The sequence below is a fragment of the Curtobacterium sp. MCSS17_015 genome, assembly GCF_003234265.2.
Classification (GTDB): domain Bacteria; phylum Actinomycetota; class Actinomycetes; order Actinomycetales; family Microbacteriaceae; genus Curtobacterium.
Genome location: NZ_CP126256.1, coordinates 1,035,852 through 1,056,868 on the forward strand (window position 1 = coordinate 1,035,852; position 21,017 = coordinate 1,056,868).

Consider the following 21,017-nt stretch of genomic DNA (forward strand, 5'->3'; position numbering starts at 1 on the left):
GACGTGACCAGAGCCCGGGGGAGCGACCGATCGCGTCGCCGGAGCCGTCTCAGCGCCGTTTGTCGCGCTGTGGGACCCGCAGCCCGCTCGCGATGAGCCGCAGCACGAGCTCGCGACCGGTCACCGGCGAGGCCCCGGAGGCCACCAGCTCGGCGTACCGGGCCTGCGGCACGTCGTAGTGGTCGTGGTCGAACGCACGTCGTGGGACACCTGCCCGGTCGGCGAAGGCGTGGAGCTCGTCGTAGGATGAGTCACTGACCAGGTGTGACCAGAGCGTGTCGTGCGCGGGCCAGGCCGGAGGATCGATCAGCACGGTCATCCCGCCATGGTACGTGTGTCGGCGTTTGACCCACCTGGTCGGATCGAGTATTCTCGATCCCTGGTGTCAGCGGGCCGTTCTGCCTGCGTCGCCGATCCACTCGGGGTGACCCGGGATCCGGGGTGACCCGGGCAGTCCGGGGCGACCCGGGCGGATCGCGCAGAAGTGGGCACCCGAGACTTCCCTCAAGCAGAGTTACGTAAGGAATCCACGTGGTTTACGCAGTAGTGCGCGCCGGCGGCCGTCAGGAGAAGGTCGAGGTCGGCTCGATCATCACCATCGACCGCATCAAGGCCGACGACAATGGCAACATCGACCTCGCGCCGGTGCTCCTCGTGGACGGGGACAAGATCACCTCCGCCGCGGCCGAGCTCGCGAACGTGACGGTCACCGCCGAGGTCCTGGCCGACCTCCGCGGCCCGAAGGTCATCATCCAGAAGTTCAAGAACAAGACCGGTTACAAGAAGCGCCAGGGCTTCCGCGCGGACCTCACGCGCGTCAAGGTCACGAAGATCGCGTAAGGCGGGAGCAGAGACATGGCACACAAGAAGGGTGCGAGTTCCACTCGCAACGGTCGCGACTCGAACGCACAGCGCCTCGGCGTGAAGCGCTTCGGTGGCGAGGTCGTCAACGCCGGCGAGATCATCGTCCGCCAGCGTGGCACGCACTTCCACCCCGGCGCGAACGTCGGCCGCGGTGGCGACGACACGCTGTTCGCCCTCTCGGCCGGTTCGGTCGAGTTCGGCACCAAGGGTGGCCGCAAGGTCATCAACATCGTCAACGCGTAGTCGCTGACGAACGACATCAGCGGGAGGGGCAGGCCGTGTGCCTGCCCCTCTTCTGTATTCCCCCACGACAACCAGGAGTGAACCCATGGCGACGTTCGTCGACCGCGTGACCCTGCACCTGACGGCAGGCAACGGTGGCAACGGCTGTGTGTCCGTCCGTCGCGAGAAGTTCAAGCCCCTCGCCGGGCCCGACGGTGGCAACGGCGGTGACGGCGGCGACATCGTGCTCGTCTCCGATCCGCAGGTCACCACACTCCTGGGCTACCACCGGTCGCCGCACCGCTCCAGCCGCAACGGGCAACCGGGCATGGGGGACCACCGCAGCGGTGTCAGCGGTGAGACGCTCGAGCTCCCGGTCCCCGTCGGCACGGTCGTGTACGACGAGGACGGCGAGGTGCTCGCGGACCTCACCGAGCCGGGCATCCGCGTCGTCGTGGCCCCCGGTGGGCAGGGCGGGCTCGGCAACGCCGCGCTGGCGACCACGAAGCGCAAGGCCCCGGGGTTCGCGCTGCTCGGCACCGACGGCTGGAGCGGGGACGTCAGCCTCGAGCTGAAGACCATCGCCGACGTGGCCCTGGTCGGGTACCCGAGCGCGGGGAAGTCGTCGCTCATCGCCGCGATCTCGGCAGCGAAGCCGAAGATCGCCGACTACCCGTTCACGACCCTCACGCCGAACCTCGGCGTCGTCGAGTCCGGCACGACCCGCTTCACCGTCGCCGACGTCCCCGGCCTCATCGAGGGCGCATCGGAGGGCAAGGGCCTCGGGCTCGAGTTCCTCCGGCACGTGGAGCGCTGCGAGGCACTCCTGCACGTCATCGACTGCGCGACGCTCGACGCCGGCCGCGACCCGGTGAGCGACCTCGACGTCATCCTCCGTGAGCTCGAGCAGTACCCGGTCCCCGAGGGACAGGTGCCGCTCCTCGAACGTCCGCAGCTCATCGCGCTCAACAAGATCGACGTGCCGGACGCCGCCGAACTCGCAGCCTTCGTGACCGCCGAGTTCGAGTCGCGCGGCTACCGCGTCTTCCCGATCTCGACCGCTTCGCACAAGGGCCTGCGCGAGTTGACGTTCGCCCTGGCCGACGTCGTCGAGCAGGCGCGGGCCGAACGTGCGGCCGAGCCCGAGGTCGAGCGCATCGTCATCCGCCCGAAGGCCGTCGACGCGAAGCCGTTCACGGTGCGTGCCGAGGGCGGCGAGGAGCACCGCTTCTACCGCGTCCGCGGCGCGAAGCCGGAGCGCTGGGTCCAGCAGACCGACTTCACCAACGAAGAGGCGATCGGCTACCTGGCCGACCGCCTCGCGAAGCTCGGCGTCGAGGACGGCCTGTTCAAGGCCGGTGCCGTCGCCGGCTCGACCGTCGTGATCGGCGGTGAGGGCGGGATGGTCTTCGACTGGGAGCCCACGCTCACGTCCACCGCCGAGCTCATCACGAGCGCCCGCGGCACCGACGCCCGACTCGACCTCAACGCCCGTCCGACGCGCAACGAGCGTCGCGCGGACTACTTCGAGCGGATGGACGCCAAGGCCGCAGCCCGCGCCGAGCTCGAGCAGGAGCGCCGGGCCGGGCTCTGGGCGGACGACGACGCCGTCGACACGGACGCGACCCCGACCGGCGCCGACACGGCTGCTGCCGAGCCCCTCGAGCAGGCGGCCGGCGAGCGGGACTGACCCGGGAGCGACCATGACCGACACGAGCGAGCGCACCGCCGGAGCCGTCATCGAGCGAACGGACATCCCGCGCGCGCGTCGGATCGTCGTGAAGGTCGGGTCGTCCTCGGTCAGCGGGGACAACGCCGCCCAGATCGGCCCACTGGTGGACGCCCTGGTCGGCGCGTACCGCCGTGGGACCGAGGTCGTCCTCGTGTCCTCCGGCGCGATCGCGACGGGCTTCCCGTTCCTCGGGCTCGAGGGACGACCGGACGACCTCGCGACCCAGCAGGCGGCCGCGGCGACCGGGCAGGCCGTGCTCGTGTTCCGGTACCAGAAGGAGCTCGACCGTCACGGCGTCACGGCGGCCCAGGTGCTGCTCACCGCGGGGGACCTGCAGAACCCGACGCACCGGGTGAACGCCCGCCGTGCGATGAACCGGCTGCTCGAGCTCCGGGTCCTCCCGATCGTCAACGAGAACGACACCGTCGCCACCCACGAGATCCGGTTCGGCGACAACGACCGGCTCGCAGCCCTGGTGGCCCGTCAGCTCGAGGCGGACGTCCTCGTCCTGCTGTCCGACGTCGAAGCCCTGTACACCAAGCCGCCGGAGCAGCCCGGTGCCACCCGCATCGACGAGGTCCCGTTCGGGGACGAACTCGCCGGGGTGACCTTCGGCTCGATCGGTGCAGCCGGTGTCGGCACCGGAGGGGCCGGCACGAAGGTCGCCGCTGCACGGCTCGCGGCCGAGGCCGGCACCGCGGTCCTCGTCACGGCCACCGCGCTCGTCGAGCGCGCGCTCGGCGGCGAGCACGTCGGCACCTGGTTCCGGGCCGCACCCCGCGCCTGAGCGCGGGGCCCCGCCGGCCTGGAGGCACGCCTCCCGTCCGTCCACAGGCCGCGTCACGCGGCCGGTCGCCGGACTACGATCGGTCCATGTCCCTCACCGCCACCGCTCCGACCCTCGTCGACGTCCTGACCGACGCCCGGTCGGCGTCCACGGCGCTCGCGACCGCGACGACCGCCGTGAAGGACGCCGCCCTCCGGGCGATCGCGCACGAGCTGCGCGCCGGCACCGCCAACATCGTCACGGCCAACCACGAGGACCTCGTCGCGGGTGAGGACGGCGGGCTGTCCTCGGGCCTGCTCGACCGGTTGCGGCTCGACGTGGCCCGGGTCGACGCCCTCGCCGACGCGGTCGAGCAGGTCGTCGGGTTGACCGACCCGGTCGGACAGCACGTGCGCGGATCGGTCCTGCCGAACGGCCTGCAGCTCACCCAGGTCCGCGTGCCGTTCGGGGTCGTCGGGGCGATCTACGAAGCGCGACCGAACGTGACGGTCGACATCGCCTCGCTGGCCCTGAAGTCCGGCAACGCCGTCGTTCTGCGCGGGGGATCGGCCGCGCAGCGGACGAACGCGGTGCTCGTCCGACGTATCCAGGACGCCGTCGCGTCGGTCGGACTCCCGCGCGCACTCGTCCAGACCATCGACGAGTTCGGACGTCAGGGAGCAACCGAGCTCATGCGCGCACGGGGGCTCGTCGACGTGCTCATCCCGCGGGGGAGCGCCTCCCTCATCCAGACCGTCGTGACCGAGTCCCAGGTCCCGGTGATCGAGACCGGCGCCGGAGTCGTGCACGTGTTCCTCGACGAGTCCGCGCCGCTCGACCGCGCCGTCGACATCGTCCTCAACAGCAAGGTCCAGCGGCCGAGCGTGTGCAACGCGCTCGAGACCCTGTTGGTGCACGAGCGGGCTGCCGAGCGGCTGCTGCCCGTGCTCGCCGACCGGCTCCGCGCCGCCGGGGTGACCCTCCGCGGTGACGACCCCACGCGGACGATCGTCCCCGGGGTCCTCCGCGCCACCGACGCCGACTGGGCGACCGAGTCGATGGACCTCGACCTGTCGATCCGCGTCGTGCCGGACGTCGACGCGGCGATGGCGCACATCGCCGAGTGGTCGACACACCACACCGAGTCGATCGTCACGAACGACGTCGACACCGCGGAGCGCTTCCTGGCCGGCGTCGACTCCGCCGTGGTGATGGTCAACGCCTCCACCCGGTTCACCGACGGTGGCGAGTTCGGCTTCGGCGCCGAGGTCGGGATCTCCACGCAGAAGTTGCACGCCAGGGGGCCGATGGGGCTGCCGGAGCTCACGAGCACCAAGTGGCTCGTGCGCGGGCAGGGACACATCCGCGGCTAGGATGGTCCGGAGTCTTCCTCGACCGATCGGAGCACTGCCAGATGTCACTCCTCGCTGAGGCCGCCGAGCACGCGGCCGGCGTCCCCGCGATCGTCTACCCGATCGTCGCCGCCTGCTTCTTCACCTTCCTCGGGTTCGTCACGTGGAGCTTCCGTGACGTCGCCTACCGTCACTCGCACAAGTTCCAGGCCACCCGGCAGCACGAGACCGGCGTGGACGAGTTCGGCCACTCGAAGATCTGACCCGACCCCCGATGCTCGAGAGCACGGGTCGGCCGCGCATCGGGGTGATGGGCGGGACGTTCGACCCGATCCACCACGGTCACCTCGTGGCGGCTTCCGAGGTCGCGAAGCACTTCGACCTCGACGAGGTCGTGTTCGTCCCGACCGGTCAGCCGTACATGAAGGCCGACGTCACCGACGCCGAACACCGGTACCTGATGACGGTCATCGCGACCGCGTCGAACCCGATGTTCACGGTCAGCCGGGTGGACATCGACCGCCCGGGCCCGACCTACACGGTGGACACTCTGCGCGACCTCCGCGAACAGCGGCCCGACGCGCAGCTCGTGTTCATCTCGGGCGCCGACGCGGTCCAGCAGATCCTGGACTGGAAGGACCACGACGGGCTCTGGGACCTGGCGCACTTCGTGGCCGTGACACGACCGGGACACGCGCTGAGCATCACCGGACTCCCAGAACGGGACGTTAGTGTTCTCGAGGTCCCCGCGCTGGCGATATCCTCGACCGATTGCCGCGACCGGGTGAGAAGCGGGTTCCCCGTCTGGTACCTGGTTCCGGACGGCGTCGTCCAGTACATCTCGAAGCACCATCTGTATCGGAGCGTTGCATGAGTTCGTCCGACGCGCAGCCGCCGCTGTCGCGGCGCCAGATGCGCGAGCGCGAGCGCGCCGCCTCGGGCGGTGCCCAGCCCGTCACGCCGCCGCCGACCGTCGCCGCGGACAGCGCCCCGGAGGGCCGTCGTCGACCCGGTTCGCACGTCGCCCCCGGGTCGGCCGCGCCCGCGCAGTCGGCAGTGCCGCGGTCCGCGGGTGTGCCCGACCTGCCGCCGGCGTCCGCCACCGAGATCGTGCCCGGCACCGGCGGGATGTCCCGTCGCCAGCTGCGGCTGCTCCGCGAGGCGCAGGAGCAGGGGGGCCGACCGGTCCCACTGCAGAACCCCACCCCGGCCTCCTCGGACCGGACGGTGCAGGACGTCCTCGGCACCCTGTCCGACCCGGCCCCCGACGCGCAGGTCCCGTCGCTGCCGACCCCGGAGGAGACGGCCTCGTCGGGCGCCGGACGGACCCCGCTGGTGCCCCTCGGGTTCACCGCTCCCACCGACACCGCGGACCGTTCGGCCGACGACTCCGCCGAGGACGACGACCGGTCGGGAGACGCCGCTGCCGGTGACGAGGGCGAGTCCTCGCACTGGCAGGACCCGAACCCCGAGGTCTCGCACCTCGACCCTGCGGCCGTCGAGCAGGCCACGTCCGCCGACGGTTCGCCGGACGCCATCGAGCCCCTCGAGGCGGCTGCGGCGCACGCTGAGGAGCCGCGTCAGCACCGCACCACCTGGGCGCCCCACGACGCCGACCCGGAAGACCTCCGGGCGGCGGACGAGGGTGGTGCCGTCGACGGCACCGGTGCGACTGCCGACGTCGTCCCCGCGACCGGTACGCCCGCCGCGGCGCCGGGCGTGTTCCCGCTCGACCTCGACGACGACGACACGAACGAGGTCCCGCTCCCCGTCGTGCCCGCCGTGCCGGTCGAGGCTCCGGTTGTACAGCCGGCCTCCGCCGCCCGTCCGGGATCCGCGTCGCAGCCCGGTTCGGCGTCGCGTCCGGCGTCGTCCGACGCCACGCGGGAGCCCAAGCCCGTCACCACCGCGTTCGAGGCGCCGGCCGGCCACTGGTCGACCTTCGCGCACGACTCGAACGATGCCGAGGTGCACGACGAGGAGACCGGTACGCGCCGCGTCGCCGAGGCCCGGTCGAGCGCGATCATCCTGCCGAACTCGGCACTGGCGGACCCGACCGGTGCGCTGAACGCGACCGGCGAGGTCATTCTCACCGGGTCGATCGACCTGCCGTCGTCGCTGTCCTCGACCGGGTCGCACCGGCCGATCGACGGCGCCGAGGTCGACCGGATGCTCGACCAGCAGGACGAGCAGCCGGACACCGACGCCAGCCCCGTCCGTGCCAGCCGTGCGGTTTCCAGCCACACCTCGACGCGGCAGGTCGTCCTCGCCGCGGCGAAGCCGAAGGACTCGAAGACGCCCGTCGTGCTCGCCGTCGCGGCCAGCGCGGTCGGCGTGGTCGCGGCCGGTGTGATCGTGATCGCCCTCGTCGCCACCAACTTCTTCGGCTCCTGAGCCGCTGTCCGGTCGCTGCGCCGCGCTGCTCGTCTCACACCGGGCGTGACCGTGTCAGCGGTCTGACCTATGATCGTGACCCATCATGAACATCGCGACGCCTGACGTCGTGATGACCACCGGAAGGAATCCGTGACCGCCTCCGCTCGCGCACTCGAACTCGTGCAGATCGCCGCTCAAGCGGCCGACTCCAAGCAGGCCGAGGACCTCGTCGCCCTCGACGTCACCCGACCGCTCCAGCTCACCGACGTCTTCCTGCTCGCCACCGGCCGCAACGAGCGCAACGTGCTCGCCATCGCGGACGAGATCGAGGACCGCATGCTCGAGGCCGGCTCCAAGCCGTTGCGTCGCGAAGGTCGGAGCGAAGGCCGCTGGGCACTCATCGACTTCGGGGACATCGTCGTGCACGTCTTCCACGAAGAAGAGCGCCAGTACTACTCGCTCGAGCGTCTCTGGTCGGACTGCCCGGTCATCCCGCTCGAGCTGCCGGTCGACCAGACGCAGGCGGCCGAACACTCCGCCTGAGCGGCGACGCGCCCGGGGGGCGACGACGATTTCGTCACCCCGTGTTCGCGTGGTGTACGCTGTACTGGTGCCTCCGGGGAACCGGGGGAACACCAACAGGCCGCTTGCGGCCGATGGGTCTGTGGCGCAGCTGGTAGCGCACCTGCATGGCATGCAGGGGGTCAGGGGTTCGAGTCCCCTCAGATCCACCACCGAAGCCCCGTTGCTGGTCGAGAACGCTCGTCAGCCGCGGGGCTTCTGTCATTCCCGCTGGGCTCGTGGAACCACCTTCTCCACAGGGCCTCGTCAGGACGCCCGGAGGGCCGCGGTCGGCCGATACGCTGACCGCATGAGCAGCGCAGCGCCCCGGTCCGGGTCCCAGACGACGATCGCCTCCTCCGGCTACACCGCCGACATCGCGAGCGTCGGTGCGACGTTGCGGGCGCTCCGTCACGACGGCCGTGACCTCGTCACCACGTTCGACGCGGACGACGTCCGTCCGGTCTTCCGTGGTGCAGTCCTGGCACCGTGGCCGAACCGCGTCGTGGACGGCCGGTACACCTTCGGTGGCATCGAGCACGAACTCGCCCTGACCGAGCCCAAGCGCTCCCACGCCCTGCACGGGCTCGTCGCCTGGACCGACTTCGCGGTGCTCGAGCACGACGCCGAGCGCGTGCTGCTCGCCACGACCGTGCAGCCGCAGGAGGGCTACCCCTACCGGGTCGAGGTCCGGGTGGAGTACCGGCTCGACGCCGATGGTCTGCACACGACCGTCACCGGCACGAACACCGGCGACGACCGGGCGCCCTGGGGGACCGGCCCGCACCCGTACCTCGTCGCCGGCGCCGGGACGGTCGACGACTGGACGCTGACGCTCCCCGCGGCCGAGGTGCTCGAGGTCACCGAGGACCGCCTCATCCCGACCGGGCTCGTGCCCGTGCACGACGAGTTCGACCTCCGCACGCCGACGCCGATCGGGCAGCGCTTCATCGACCACGCCTTCACCGGGTTCGACCGCGGCGCGGACGGCACCGCGGCCGTCACCGTGACGGCCGCGGACGGGCACGGCGTGCGGGTCGTCTTCGGTCCGGAGTGCGGATGGGCCCAGGTGCACACCGCCGACCACGTCGTCCCCGAGTACCACCGCGCGGGTCTGGCCGTCGAGCCGATGACCTGCGCTCCGAACGCCTTCAACGCCGACGCCTTCGCGGGCGACGTGGACGCCGGTCTCGTCGTCCTCGAGCCGGGCGCCGCCCACGCTGCCGCATGGACGATCTCGGCGGTCTGACGGCCGAGCGGGACCTGGTGCCGTCGGCCGGGCCACGGCTCGAGACCCGCTGGATCGGCTCCGTCGACCTCGGGGCGCTCGCCCTCGGCAGCACCTCGGACCTGGTGTGGTTCGACTCCGCCCTGCCGGAGGGGGCACCGGGGTCGGCAGCGGCGCGCGCAGCGTGGTCGGTCCTCGCGCTCACGGACGGACCGTTCGCCGCGCGCCTCCGCCACCAGGACCGCGTCGCCCGCGTCGACGTGTCGCCCCCGGCCGAGCGCTGGTTCGGGCCGCCCCGGGCCGAGGGGCGCCCGGCGTTCACCGTCCTCGAGGGCCTGCTGCGGCGCACACCGGCGCTCGACGCCCCGGTCGACGGCTGCGCGTTCGCGCTCGGGTGGGTCGGCTTCCTCGGGTACGAGCTCGGACGTGAGGTCGACGGGCCGGACCGGGTCGCGGACGGACACGCAGATGCCGACCTCCGGTTCGTGGACCGTGCGGTCATCGTGCGGGGGGACGGTGCCGCGTGGGCGGTGACGCTGGTCGACGACGACGAGCCGACTGCCTCCGCGGCGAACCGGGCCTGGTCGTCGGGGCTGCGTGTGCCGGAGCCGCTCGTGTGGGAGTCCGCCGTGCCGGGAGCATCCGTCCCGGCGTCGTCCCGCGACCGGGCGGACGTCACCACGGGCCTCCCGGACGTCACTGCCGGCATCCCGGTGGGGGTGCCGGCACCGGACCAGCCTGTCCTGGAGGCCCGTGGTCGCGTCGACCGAGCGGTCTACGAACGCGCGGTGGACGCGTGCCGGCACGAGATCCGCGAGGGGAACGCGTTCCAGGTGTGCCTGACGACGGCGTTCGCCGTCCCGGACGCATCGGCGGCGGCAGGTGACCGGTACCTGGCCGAGTACCTGCGGGTCCGTGGGGCCGACCCGGTGCCGTTCGGGGCCTACCTGCGGACCGGTGACCTGCGGATCGCCAGCCGGTCACCCGAGCGCTTCCTGCGCATCGACGCCGACGGTGCTGTGGTGGCCGAGCCGATCAAGGGGACCCGACCGCGACGGGCGGACCCGGTCGCGGACGCCGAGACCCGTGGCGAACTGTCGGCCAGCGGGAAGGACCGCGCCGAGAACGTCATGATCGTGGACCTGCTGCGGAACGACCTGCAGCGGACGGCGCGCCCGGGGTCCGTACGCGTCGAGCGGCTCTGCGACGTGGAGACGTACGCGAGTGTGCACCAGATGGTGTCGACGATCGCCGGCCGGTTGCCGTCGGGGGCCTCCCGGGCCGCGGTCGTGCGGGCGGCGTTCCCGCCCGGGTCGATGACGGGCGCGCCGAAGCGCAGTGCGACGGCGATCGCGGACCGGCTCGAGGGCGCGCCGCGCGGGGTGTACTCGGGGGCGATCGGGTACTTCTCGGCCAACGGGGCGGTCGATCTGTCGGTGGCCATCCGGACACTGGTGACGGTCCTCCACCCGGACGGGTCCGTACGGCGGAGGTCGCTCGGAGCGGGCGGTGCCGTGACGTGGTCGTCCACCGCGGCGGACGAGGCCGACGAGGTCGAGACGAAGACGGTGTCGGTGCTCGGTGGGGTGGGGGCAGCGGTGCACTGGTGACCTGATCGAACGCGTGTTCGATGCAGTTGTCCGCGGCATGTCGGTGCCGGTTGACATCATCGAACACATGTTCGAACATGAGGGCATGCAGACGGCGGCGGCACTCCGGTCGCCCGATGAGCGCGGCGACCGCGGACGCGGCGATCGTGAGCACATCGGGCGGAACGGTGCTGTCCGGGGGAGCGCGGGCGGTGCCCGTGGGGCCGGGGACGGCAGCCGGGGGCCGGACCACGTCGGAGCAGCACGGGCAGCACTCGACCAGATCACCGCGCTGCGCTCCCGGGTGGCCGACCTGGAGTCGACCCGGGTGGACACCGACGGGCTGCCCACCGCGGACGCCCTCGCCCCGCTGCTGCCCGGCGGTGCGATCCGCGCGGGCGGGACCTACGCCGTCCCGGAGTCCGTGCTGCTCGCCCAGACCATGCTGCAGGCGGCCTCGGCAGCAGGCGCCTGGTGTGCGGTGGTCGGTGTGCCGTCCTTCGGCGTGGAAGCGGCGGCCGCGGCGGGGATCGACCTCGAACGACTCGTGCTCGTGCCGGACCCGGGCGACCAGTGGCTCGCGGTGACCGCGGCCCTCGCCGACGTCGCCCAGATCGTGCTCACCCGACCCCTCGGCCGCGTGGTGCCCGGTGACGTCGCCCGGCTCTCCGCGCGCCTCCGGCAGCGTGGGGCGGCCCTCGTCGCACTCGGGTCCTGGCCGGGGGCGGACGTCACCCTGCGGGTCACCGAGTCGCGCTGGAGCGGCATCGGCCTCGGTCACGGGTACCTCACCGAACGGCGGGTGACCGTCACGGCCTCGGGGCGTGCCGGTGCGGTCCGACCGACGAGCGCCGAACTGCTGCTGCCCGCTGCCGACGGTTCGGTCCGTGCGGCGGTCCCGACGGCTGCCGTCACGGCGGTGCCGGCCGACGGACGGGTCCTGCGTCCCGTGGCGGTGGCCTCGTGAGCCCCCGCGGACGCCGCGCGCTGGTCGGCACGCCGAAGGCGGGCGGAGGTGCCGGCGCCGCGCTGGCCGGGGCCGCGCTGCCCGGCGTCGGTCTGCCGGGGGTCGGTGCGGTCAGGGCCGACGCGCTCAGCCGCGGAGCGGGGCTGCCGGAACCCCCGCCGACCCGCACGATCGTCCTCTGGTGCCCGGACTGGCCCGTCATCGCGGCCGCCCGGGCTGCCGGAACGCCACCGGAGCAGCCGTTCGCCCTCATCGCCAAGGGCCTGGTCTTCGCCAGCTCCGCTTCAGCACGGCAGGTCGGGGTGGTCCGGGGGTTGCGCGTGCGGGAAGCGCAGGCGCGCTGCACCGACCTCGTCACGCAGCCCTACGACGACGCACTCGACCACCGTGCGTTCGAGCCGGTCATCCGCGCGATCGAGGCGGCCGCACCCGGGGTCGAGGTCCTGCGTCCCGGCACGATCGCGCTCCGAGCCCGCGGTCCGGCGCGCTACCACGGTGGCGAACGGGCGGCGGCGACGATCCTGGCGGGCATCGCGGCCGACCACGGTGCGCCGGGGGTCCGAGCCGGGGTGGCCGACACCCCGTTCGCCGCCGAACAGGCCGCACGGGCACGACCTCGGCGTCCCGGGGAGCGCGTCCGGATGGTACCGGTGGGCGGATCGGCGGAGTTCCTCGCCCCGTTGCCGCTCAGTGTGCTCGGCGATCCCGACCTCGCGATGGTGCTCGGCCGACTCGGGATCGCGACGCTCGGGGACTTCGCCGCGCTCACCGACGAACAGGTGCGCGACCGGTTCGGCGTCCCCGGTGCGTTCCTGCACCGACTCGCCGGCGGGCGCGACCCCCGAGAGGTCTCCGCGCGTGAGGTCCCGCCCGACCTCGAGGTCCAGGCGTCCTTCGAACCACCCCTCGACCGTGCCGACCAGATCGCCTTCGCCTTCCGCCGCTCCGCTGACGAGTTCGCCGCGAAGCTCCGCGCAGCCGGGCTCGTCGCGACGACGATCCGGGTCGGCATCGTCGACGAGCGGGACGTCCTGCTCGAACGGGTGTGGGCGCACCCACGGTGGTTCGACGCCGCTGACGTGGTGGACCGGGTGCGCTGGCAGCTCGCGGGCGGGGTCGACCCCACGGGGCTCGAGGCACCGGTCACCACGGTCGTGCTCGAACCCGTCGCCGTGGACGACGTCGCGAACCACGAGCGGGGACTCTGGGGCTCCGGGCCGGACGAACGGGTGCACCACGGACTGGCCCGGGTGCAGGGCATGGTCGGACACGACGGCGTCGTCACCCCCCGGATCGGCGGCGGTCGCACGCTCGCCGAGCGCATCGTGCTCGTGCCGTGGGGCGACGCGCCGGCCGGGGGTGAACGCGCCCTCGCGGTGGTCCGGGACCGTCCGTGGCCCGGCAAGCTGCCCGGGCCGCCGCCGGCGACGGTCCTCGAGCGCCCCCGGCCGGTGGACGTCGTCACGGCGGACGGCGGCGCGGTGGACGTCGACGACCGGGGTGCCCTGACCGGGGAACCCGGACGGTTCCGCTCCGACGGTGACCGCGGTGGGCGGTTCGCGCCGGTCACGGCGTGGGCGGGGCCGTGGCCGCTCGTCGTGCGGTGGTGGGAGTCGGGCGGACGGCGACTGCACCGCCTGCAACTCGTCGACGCCGAGGGGCGGGCGTGGTACCTGGTCCTCGCCGACCACCGCTGGTGGGCAGAGGCGATCGCGACGTGAAGGACGGACACTGATGGGCTACAGCAACCCGCCGATCCCGTGGTCGCAGTTCGAGCACGCCCTGTCCGACAAGCGGAGTCCCGGCACGACCCCCGAGGGCGACGGCGGCGACAGTCCGGCCTGGTCTCGGAAGCGCGCGCCGTACCGCCCGACGGACGTCGCCGCGCCGGACGCGCCGCCCGCCGTGCCGTACGCCGAACTCCACGCGCACTCCACCTTCAGCTTCCTGGACGGTGCGAGCCCACCGGAACACCTGTTGGAAGAGGCCGCACGCCTGGGCCTGCACGGCCTGGCGATCACCGACCACGACGGCTTCTACGGTGCTGCGCGGATGGCCGAGGTCGCCGAGACGTACCCGAGTGTCACCACCGTCTACGGTGCCGAACTGTCCCTCGGGCTGACCGAACCCCAGAACGGCGTCCCGGACCCGGAGGGTTCGCACCTGCTGCTCCTGGCCGACGGGCAGGACGGGTACCACCGGATGGCCGGCGCGGTGACGGCCGCGCACCTCGCCGCCGGTTCCGAGAAAGGGCGTCCCCGCTACGACCTCGACGACCTCGCGGAGCGGTCCGGTGGGCGCTGGCGGGTGCTCACCGGCTGTCGGAAGGGCACCGTCAGACAGGCCCTCGAACGCGACGGGGAGAGCGCTGCCGAGCGGGCACTCCGGGCACTGCTGGACCGGTTCGGCACCGGGGCCGTCGTCGTGGAACTCTCCGACCACGGCGGTCCGCTCGACAGTGCCCGGAACGACGTCCTCGCCGCGCTCGCCGCCCGGCACGCGCTGCCGGTCGTGGCGACCGGGAACGTGCACTACGCGACCCCCGACCGGTTCCCGGTGGCGACCGCACTGGCCGCTGTCCGGGCCCGGCGCAGTCTCGACGAGATCGACGGGTGGCTGCCGGCCGCCGACACCGCGCACCTGCGCTCGGGCGCCGAGATGGCCCGGCGGTTCGCCCGGTGGCCGGGTGCCGTCGAGCAGAGCGTGGTGCTCGCCGACGAACTCGGCTTCCAGCTGAAGACGGCGAAGCCCGGGCTGCCCGACCTCGACGTGCCCGAGGGCCACACGCCGATGAGTTGGCTCCGGGAACTCACCTGGCGAGGAGCCCGTCGGTTCTACCCCGGCGACGCGGACGGTGTCGACGCCCACAAGCGGGAACGCATCGAACGCGAACTGGCGGTCATCGAGGACAAGGGGTTCCCCGGGTACTTCCTCATCGTGCGGGACATGGTGCAGTACGCCCGCGGGCGGGGGATCCTGTGCCAGGGTCGGGGCTCGGCCGCGAACTCGGCGGTCTGCTACCTGCTCGAGATCACCGCCGTCGACTCGATCCGGTACGGGCTGCCGTTCGAACGGTTCCTGTCGGCCATGCGCGACGAGGAACCCGACATCGACGTCGACTTCGACTCCGACCGGCGGGAAGAGGTCATCCAGTACGTCTACGACAAGTACGGCCGGTTCAACGCGGCGCAGGTCGCGAACGTCATCACCTACCGGCCGAAGGGGGCCGTGCGGGACATGGCGAAGGCACTCGGCCACAGCCCCGGCCAGCAGGACGCCTGGTCGAAGCAGGTCGAACGGTGGGGGTCGGTCACCGAGAGCCAGGACCACGACATCCCGGAGCCGGTGGTCGACCTGGCCCAGCAGGTCCTCGGGTTCCCGCGGCACCTCGGCATCCACTCCGGCGGGATGGTCCTGACCGACCGGCCGGTGGGCGAGGTCGTGCCGATCGAGCACGCCCGGATGGACGGTCGGACCGTGCTGCAGTGGGACAAGGACGACTGCGCCTACATGGGACTCGTCAAGTTCGACATGCTCGGGCTCGGCATGCTCGCCGCCCTGCAGTACTCGTTCGACCTGGCCGCCGAGCACTGCGGGGAGCGGTGGGACATGCACTCCATCCCGAAGGAGGAGCAGGGCGTCTACGACCAGCTCTGCCGGGCCGACACGATCGGCGTCTTCCAGGTCGAGTCCCGAGCGCAGATGGGCACGCTGCCCCGGCTGCTGCCGCGTCGGTTCTACGACCTGGTGATCGAGGTCGCCCTCGTACGTCCCGGGCCGATCCAGGGCGGCGCGGTGCACCCGTACATCCGTCGACGCACCGGTGAGGAACCGGTGACCTACATCCACCCCGCTCTCGAACCGGTGCTGGAACGGACGCTCGGGGTGCCGCTGTTCCAGGAGCAGCTCATGCAGATGGCCATCGCCGTCGGCAACTGCTCCGGCGATGACGCCGACCTGCTCCGGCGGGCGATGGGGTCCAAGCGCGGCCTCGAGAAGATCGACCGGCTGCGCGAGAAGCTCTACCGGGGGATGGCGGAGAACGACATCCACGGCGAGGACGCCGACGCCATCTACGCCAAGATCCAGGCGTTCGCGAACTTCGGCTTCGCGGAGAGCCACTCGATCAGCTTCGCGCTCATCGTCTACGCCAGCGCCTGGATGCGGTTGCACTACCCGGGCGCGTTCCTGGCGGCGCTGCTCCGGGCACAGCCGATGGGGTTCTACTCGCCGCAGACCCTCGTCGCCGATGCCAGACGGCACGGTGTGCGGGTGCTCCGGCCGGACATCCTGCGGTCGGAGGTCGATGCGACGCTCGAGCCGATCGAGGGTCGGACGGACACGGACACGGACACGGACGCGGCCACGGCAGACGCGGCCACCGCCGGCGGGCCCACGGCAGGCGGACACGACGCGTGCCTCGCCACCGAACAGCCACCGGTGCTGCCCTTCGACCGGGATGCTCCGGACGACACCGCCGACCACCGTCGCGACGGCGCCTTCGCCGTGCGGCTGGGACTCGCCGAGGTGGCGTCGCTCGGTCGCCGGAGCGCTGAGCGGATCGTCGCCGAACGCCGCGCGAACGGCCCGTTCACGGACATGTCCGACCTCGCCCGTCGGGTCGGCCTCACGACCGCGCAGCTCGAGGCGCTCGCGGCCGCGGACGCGTTCGAGTCACTCGGGATCGACCGACGTGGTGGGATGTGGTCGGCGGCACAGGCGGCGGCGGAACGGCCCGACCAGCTGCCGGACACGCAGGTCGTCGTGCAACCGCCGCTGTTCGGGCAGATGACGAGCGGTGACGTCCTCATCGCGGACATGTGGTCCACGGGGATGTCCACCGACGACCACCCCGTCGGGCACCTCCGCGAGCGGTTGTCGGCGCGGGGTGTGCTCAGCGTCGAGGACACCCGGACGGCGGAGACCGGTCGGCGCGTGGAGGTCGGCGGCATCGTGACGCACCGGCAGCGTCCCGCGACGGCATCGGGGATCACCTTCCTCAACGTCGAGGACGAGTCCGGCCTGGTGAACGTGATCTGCAGCGTCGGGGTGTGGGGGCGGTACCGACGGGTGGCGCGGGAGTCCCCGGCGGTCATCGTGCGGGGCATCCTCGAGCGGTCGCCGGACGGGGTGGTCAACCTCGTCGCGGACCGGATCGAGCACCTACCGCTCGCCGTCCGGACCCGGTCGCGGGACTTCCAGTGACACGGACGCGGTCAGGACGGACGCGGTCAGACGGACGCGGGCAGACGGACGCGGGCAGGACGGATGCAGGCAGGACGGGCACACCGGCCGTGCCGTCACGAGGGGGACGCCCCCAGGAACACCGGCCGACAGCGGCTCAGTGCGCTGCCCGCACCTCCGGCGCTCCTCGCACCTCCGGCACCCGCACCGTCACCTCGAGACCACCGGCCGGCAGGTTGCGGAGGGAGGCCGAGCCTCCCGCCCGTTCCGCGACCGCGCGCACGATCGCGAGTCCGAGGCCGGACCCGCCCGGCATCGGGATCCCGCCGGTCGCCGGGTCCGGGTCGCGGCGCGAGGTGCGGGCTTCGTCGGGCCGGGTGAAGCGGTCGAACGCGACGGGCACGAACGACTCCGGCACGCCGGGCCCGTCGTCGGTGACCCGCAGCACGCCCTCGCCGGGGGTCGCCCGCCACGTGACGAGCACGGTGCCGCCGCGGGGGAGCGCAGCGACCGCGTTCCCGGCGGTGTTCGTGACGAGCTGCGCCATCCCCCCGGTGTCGAGCCGGTACCGCGGCTCGTCGGGACCGGGACCGGGACCGGAACCGGAACCGGAACCGGAACCCGAACGGGAACCCGAGCCGGAGCCGCTCCCGTCGGGGCCGTCGACCGGAACCGGCGGCTCGAGTTCGAAGTCGACGGTGACGTCCTTCGCGCTCGCGATGAGCCGGACCCGGTCGACGGCGGCCATCACCTCGTCACCGAGGTCGGACCAGGACGTGGCGGACTGCGGCGCACCGTCGGCGGCACGGCGTTCCGACTCCTCGATGCGGGACAGCGTGAGCAGGTCGTTCGCCAGTCGGGAGAGCCGGGCGACGCTGTTCTTCGCACGCTCGATGTGCGCGGCGAGGGCACGCGCGTCGCCACGGTCGAGGGCGGCGAGGTCGAGCTGCGTGGTGAGGATCGCGAGCGGGGTACGGAGCTCGTGGCTGGCGTCCGACACCATCTGCCGTTCGCGCTCGGTGGCCTGCCGCGTCCGGGCGAGGAAGGCGTTGAGGGTGGTCGCGAGTGACGCGAGCTCGTCCTGCGCCGGCCCGACCGGCAGTTCGGCACGCTCCGAGGCGACGGAGAGTCGGTCGGCCTCGCGGCGCATCCGGTTGACCGGTCGGAGGGCGGTGGTGGCGAGCACCCACGACGCGACGCCGAAGGCCAGGAGGATCGCCAACCCGGTGAACGACAGGGTGGTGGTGAGCTCGTCGACGACGATCGCCTCGGCCTGCGAGTTGCGGGCGGCGACCACGGTCCACCGTCCGGCCTGGTTGACCGGGTGTTCGACGACCACACGGTACTGGGACCCGCCGAGCTCGACCACCGAGGTGCCCGCCGGCGTCGTGCGGAGGCTGCCGAGCGACTGTTCGAGCCGGCGGGGCATCGAGGAGAGGGTGATGTCGCCGGTGGGGGAGACGACGGCGACGAACTGGGCGTTGCCGGGCGGCGAGAGGTTCGGGTCGCTGTCCACCTCGAGCGTGGCGACGTACGGGTCGGTGTCGGCGTCGAGCAGGGTCTCGGTGGCACTCGCGACGACGTTGACGACCTGCAGACGCATCACGAGCACGAGCAGCGCGATGACGACGGCCGCGATCACGGTCGACCCGATGGTGATCCGGGCACGGAGGGACAGCGACCGCAGGGACAGCGACCGCGACGACGACGGACGCGACGTCCGCAGCCACCTGGTCCCCGGCCCACGGCGCCACCCCGGAGCCCCGCGCGACCCTGGAGTCCGTCGCGCCGTCTCCCCGTCGTCCGACCGCATCACGCGGTCGTCAGGCGCTGACGAGGTCGAGTCGGTAGCCGCGACCGCGCACGGTGCTGATGACGACCGTCGCCTCGTGCGCGACGAGCTTCTTCCGCAGGTACGAGATGTACTGCTCGACGACGTTCGGGTCGACGTGCTGCGACCCGTCCCAGACCTCTTCGAGGATCTTCGGACGGTCGACGACGGTGCCGACCGAACGTGCGAGCAAGCGCAGCAGCGCGAACTCCGTCGGGCTCATGGCGACTCGCTGGCCCTTGACGGAGACGCGTCGGGCCTCGGAGTCGATCGAGACGTCCCCGACCTCGATGGTCCGGGGAGCGCCGGCGGGTTCGCGGCGACCGAGGGCACGGAGGCGAGCGGTGAGCTCGGCGAACGCGAAGGGCTTGGTGAGGTAGTCGTCGGCGCCGGCGTCGAGCCCGAAGACCCGGTCGTCGACGGCGTCGCGCGCGGTGACGAGCAGGATCCGGACCGGGTCCTCACGCTCGCGGACGCGGCGCGCCAGCTCGAATCCGGACATGCCGGGCATCATCACGTCGACCACGGCGATGTCGTAGGCCTGCTCGCCCAGGGCGATGAGCGCCTCCACGCCGTTCTCGACCGCGGTGACGCGGTACCCCTCGGCGGCGAGCCCGCGCTCCATGAGCGCGCGCATCTCGTCGTCGTCCTCGACCACCAACAAGCGCATCTGGACCTCCTGCGACCATCGTGGCATCGAACACGGACCGTGTGGGCGGATCCGGCTGCGCGACGCCTGAGCAGCGTCACAGCCCGCTGCTGCCGAGCTGCGGTCAGTGGACACCCGAGACTGACGGGTACTGACAGTACCCCCGTCGTTGCTATGCTCCGCCTCGGACGCTGTACCCGACAGACCGTCCTGTACTTGGGGGCACGATGCACGACCCGGACCTTCCGGAGATCGTCCGCCTGCGCGCCGAACTCGACGCCGCCTGGAAGGGCGTCGTCAGCCTCGGCTCGTCGGACGGACCACACCGCGACCGCGTGGTCGCCTACCTGCGCACGGCCGTGCCGGACAGCGCGGGTCGAGCGGCACGGACCGCCGGACAGGAGGCCGTGGTCGCCGAGATCCGCCGGTTCGCCGACGTCGAGGTGGTCACCTCCGACCCGACCTGGCCGGCGTCCGAAGTGTGGGTCGACGTGCTGGCGACCGCGGTCGAGGCCGCGAACGCAGCGGGCGAACCCGTCCGCTGAAACGCCCGTCGGCCGTCCGCGCTCGTCGTCAGCGCCCGTCGGGCGTCAGTCGTCCTCGCCGAGGATCTCCTCACGCACCCGTCGGACGTCCTCGAGCAGGGCACCGATGAGCACCCAGTGTCGGGAGTTCGGGCGGACCACCTCGAGCGGTGCCGTCAACGCGTGCTCGAGGTCCGTGTCGTCCTGCCCGTCGGCGAGCTCGCCCGGCGTCAGGCGCGCGGACTCCACCTGCGCGCCGAGACGACGGACGTCCGCGCCGATCCGGGCGACCTCGGTGGCGATCCGGCCGACCATCGGGTCCGCGCGGAGGTCCGGAGCGGTGTTGTCCCGGACGGCGCGGGTCATGCCGGTCACCCGGGTGACGAGGACGCGCAGGTGCTCGGCGACCGCGACGTCGCGCTCGAGGATCGTGCGGTGTCGACCCCCGCGCGGGTTCATCGTCAGCGAGTCCCGGGCCGACGTCAGCGCCGCCTCGGTCCGGGCGTGCTGCTGCCGGAGCGCCCGCGCCTGCAGCAGGGCCTCGTCCCACCGTGCAGCGTCCCACCCCTCGGTGAGCCCGACGGCGATCCGCTCGAACGCGGCGGCGGTGTCCCGCGCGAGCCGGGCGACGGCGAGGTGGGCGGGCTCGAGGAGCACCGGCGGCACGATGACGGCGTTCACCGCGAGGGCGACCACCGCGCCGATCACGGTCTCGAGGATCCGGTCGGCCGAGTAGTTCGGGGTGACGACCCCGGCGGTGAGCACGAGCATCCCGCTGATGCCGACCTGCGTCGCCGACGTCGGGGTGAGTCGCAGCGCCCAGGCGAGCAGGATCGCGAGGACGACGACGAGCAGGACGACCGCCACGGCATCGCCGAGGAGCAGGTGCACCCCGGTCGCCAGCACCACCCCGAGCAGGACCCCGGCGCTCCGCTCGAGGCCCTTCACGAACGACTGGTTGATGTTCGGTTGCACCACGAGCAGCGCGGCGATGGCGGCGAAGGTGGGGAAGGGCCCGCGGATGAGGAGTTCGCACAGGAGCACCGCCGCGACCACCGCCACCGCGGTCTTCACGACCTGCAGGAACGGGGTGCGGCTCGAGCTGCGGAGGCGCGCGACCGGGTTCACCCCTCCACGGTAGCCACGAGCCGCACGCCGAGCCGTGCACGAAC

General features: G+C 72.5%; 19 protein-coding genes and 1 tRNA gene. 16 read left to right on the forward strand and 4 right to left on the reverse strand.

Features of this window, described 5'->3' with window-relative positions; all coding sequences use genetic code 11:
- Positions 1–49 precede the first annotated feature (49 nt).
- Positions 50–319 (reverse strand): DUF4031 domain-containing protein, encoded by a 270-nt coding sequence (locus DEJ18_RS04880; RefSeq protein WP_111081201.1) that lies wholly within the window; start codon positions 317–319, stop codon positions 50–52.
- Positions 320–531: 212 nt separating this feature from the next.
- Here DEJ18_RS04880 and rplU point away from each other — a divergent pair, with 212 nt between their 5' ends.
- From rplU to DEJ18_RS04955, 15 genes are all read left to right on the forward strand, one after another.
- Positions 532–840, forward strand: coding sequence for a 50S ribosomal protein L21 (gene rplU / locus DEJ18_RS04885; protein ID WP_110823834.1), 309 nt, complete (start codon positions 532–534; stop codon positions 838–840).
- A gap of 15 nt (positions 841–855) precedes the next feature.
- A complete protein-coding gene (rpmA, locus tag DEJ18_RS04890) occupies positions 856–1,107 on the forward strand; it encodes a 50S ribosomal protein L27 (RefSeq protein WP_111081199.1) in 252 nt (83 codons plus the stop codon).
- Between the two features lie 85 nt (positions 1,108–1,192).
- On the forward strand, positions 1,193–2,776 hold the full coding sequence (gene obgE / locus DEJ18_RS04895; protein WP_258371102.1) for a GTPase ObgE: 1,584 nt from the start codon (positions 1,193–1,195) through the stop codon (positions 2,774–2,776).
- A gap of 13 nt (positions 2,777–2,789) precedes the next feature.
- Positions 2,790–3,605, forward strand: a complete 816-nt coding sequence (gene proB, locus DEJ18_RS04900; RefSeq protein ID WP_111081197.1) for a glutamate 5-kinase — start codon at positions 2,790–2,792, stop codon at positions 3,603–3,605.
- 86 nt (positions 3,606–3,691) lie between these two features.
- Positions 3,692–4,957 carry a glutamate-5-semialdehyde dehydrogenase gene (locus tag DEJ18_RS04905; RefSeq protein WP_111211276.1) on the forward strand — a complete coding sequence of 422 codons (1,266 nt, stop codon included), beginning with the start codon at positions 3,692–3,694 and terminating at the stop codon, positions 4,955–4,957.
- 41 nt (positions 4,958–4,998) lie between these two features.
- The gene (locus tag DEJ18_RS04910) at positions 4,999–5,199 is read left to right on the forward strand and encodes a hypothetical protein (RefSeq protein ID WP_110823838.1); all 201 of its coding nucleotides are present in this window, start codon (positions 4,999–5,001) and stop codon (positions 5,197–5,199) included.
- Positions 5,200–5,210: 11 nt separating this feature from the next.
- On the forward strand, positions 5,211–5,810 hold the full coding sequence (gene nadD, locus DEJ18_RS04915) for a nicotinate-nucleotide adenylyltransferase (RefSeq protein WP_111211275.1): 600 nt from the start codon (positions 5,211–5,213) through the stop codon (positions 5,808–5,810).
- On the forward strand, positions 5,807–7,330 hold the full coding sequence (locus DEJ18_RS04920; protein ID WP_111211274.1) for a hypothetical protein: 1,524 nt from the start codon (positions 5,807–5,809) through the stop codon (positions 7,328–7,330). The genes nadD and DEJ18_RS04920 overlap by 4 nt, the downstream gene beginning before the upstream one ends.
- A gap of 132 nt (positions 7,331–7,462) precedes the next feature.
- Positions 7,463–7,855, forward strand: a complete 393-nt coding sequence (gene rsfS, locus DEJ18_RS04925; protein WP_111081189.1) for a ribosome silencing factor — start codon at positions 7,463–7,465, stop codon at positions 7,853–7,855.
- Positions 7,856–7,970: 115 nt separating this feature from the next.
- Positions 7,971–8,046: transfer RNA gene (locus tag DEJ18_RS04930), tRNA-Ala, on the forward strand.
- A gap of 137 nt (positions 8,047–8,183) precedes the next feature.
- Complete coding sequence (locus tag DEJ18_RS04935) at positions 8,184–9,122, forward strand: aldose 1-epimerase family protein (protein ID WP_181431123.1); 939 nt, start codon at positions 8,184–8,186, stop codon at positions 9,120–9,122.
- A complete protein-coding gene (locus tag DEJ18_RS04940; protein WP_111211272.1) occupies positions 9,101–10,711 on the forward strand; it encodes an anthranilate synthase component I family protein in 1,611 nt (536 codons plus the stop codon). The genes DEJ18_RS04935 and DEJ18_RS04940 overlap by 22 nt, the downstream gene beginning before the upstream one ends.
- A 67-nt stretch (positions 10,712–10,778) precedes the next feature.
- Positions 10,779–11,657, forward strand: a complete 879-nt coding sequence (gene imuA' / locus DEJ18_RS04945) for a DnaE2-dependent mutagenesis accessory factor ImuA' (protein WP_258371100.1) — start codon at positions 10,779–10,781, stop codon at positions 11,655–11,657.
- Between the two features lie 143 nt (positions 11,658–11,800).
- Complete coding sequence (locus DEJ18_RS04950; protein WP_502866265.1) at positions 11,801–13,378, forward strand: DNA polymerase Y family protein; 1,578 nt, start codon at positions 11,801–11,803, stop codon at positions 13,376–13,378.
- A 13-nt stretch (positions 13,379–13,391) separates the two neighbouring features.
- Positions 13,392–16,862 carry an error-prone DNA polymerase gene (locus tag DEJ18_RS04955; protein ID WP_111211271.1) on the forward strand — a complete coding sequence of 1,157 codons (3,471 nt, stop codon included), beginning with the start codon at positions 13,392–13,394 and terminating at the stop codon, positions 16,860–16,862.
- Positions 16,863–16,998: 136 nt separating this feature from the next.
- On the opposite strand, the gene DEJ18_RS04960 is transcribed toward DEJ18_RS04955, so the two are convergent.
- Both DEJ18_RS04960 and DEJ18_RS04965 read right to left on the reverse strand, forming a co-directional pair.
- Entirely contained in the window at positions 16,999–18,483 is a 1,485-nt protein-coding gene (locus tag DEJ18_RS04960; RefSeq protein WP_258376991.1) for a sensor histidine kinase, read from the reverse strand.
- 181 nt (positions 18,484–18,664) lie between these two features.
- Positions 18,665–19,342: a response regulator transcription factor gene (locus DEJ18_RS04965; RefSeq protein ID WP_111081179.1), complete on the reverse strand. Its 678-nt coding sequence runs from the start codon at positions 19,340–19,342 to the stop codon at positions 18,665–18,667.
- A 206-nt stretch (positions 19,343–19,548) separates the two neighbouring features.
- Here DEJ18_RS04965 and DEJ18_RS04970 point away from each other — a divergent pair, with 206 nt between their 5' ends.
- On the forward strand, positions 19,549–19,866 hold the full coding sequence (locus DEJ18_RS04970; RefSeq protein WP_111211269.1) for a hypothetical protein: 318 nt from the start codon (positions 19,549–19,551) through the stop codon (positions 19,864–19,866).
- A 45-nt stretch (positions 19,867–19,911) separates the two neighbouring features.
- Here DEJ18_RS04970 and DEJ18_RS04975 read toward each other — a convergent pair whose 3' ends face one another.
- Positions 19,912–20,973: an FUSC family protein gene (locus DEJ18_RS04975; protein WP_258376990.1), complete on the reverse strand. Its 1,062-nt coding sequence runs from the start codon at positions 20,971–20,973 to the stop codon at positions 19,912–19,914.
- Between the last annotated feature and the right edge of the window lie 44 nt (positions 20,974–21,017).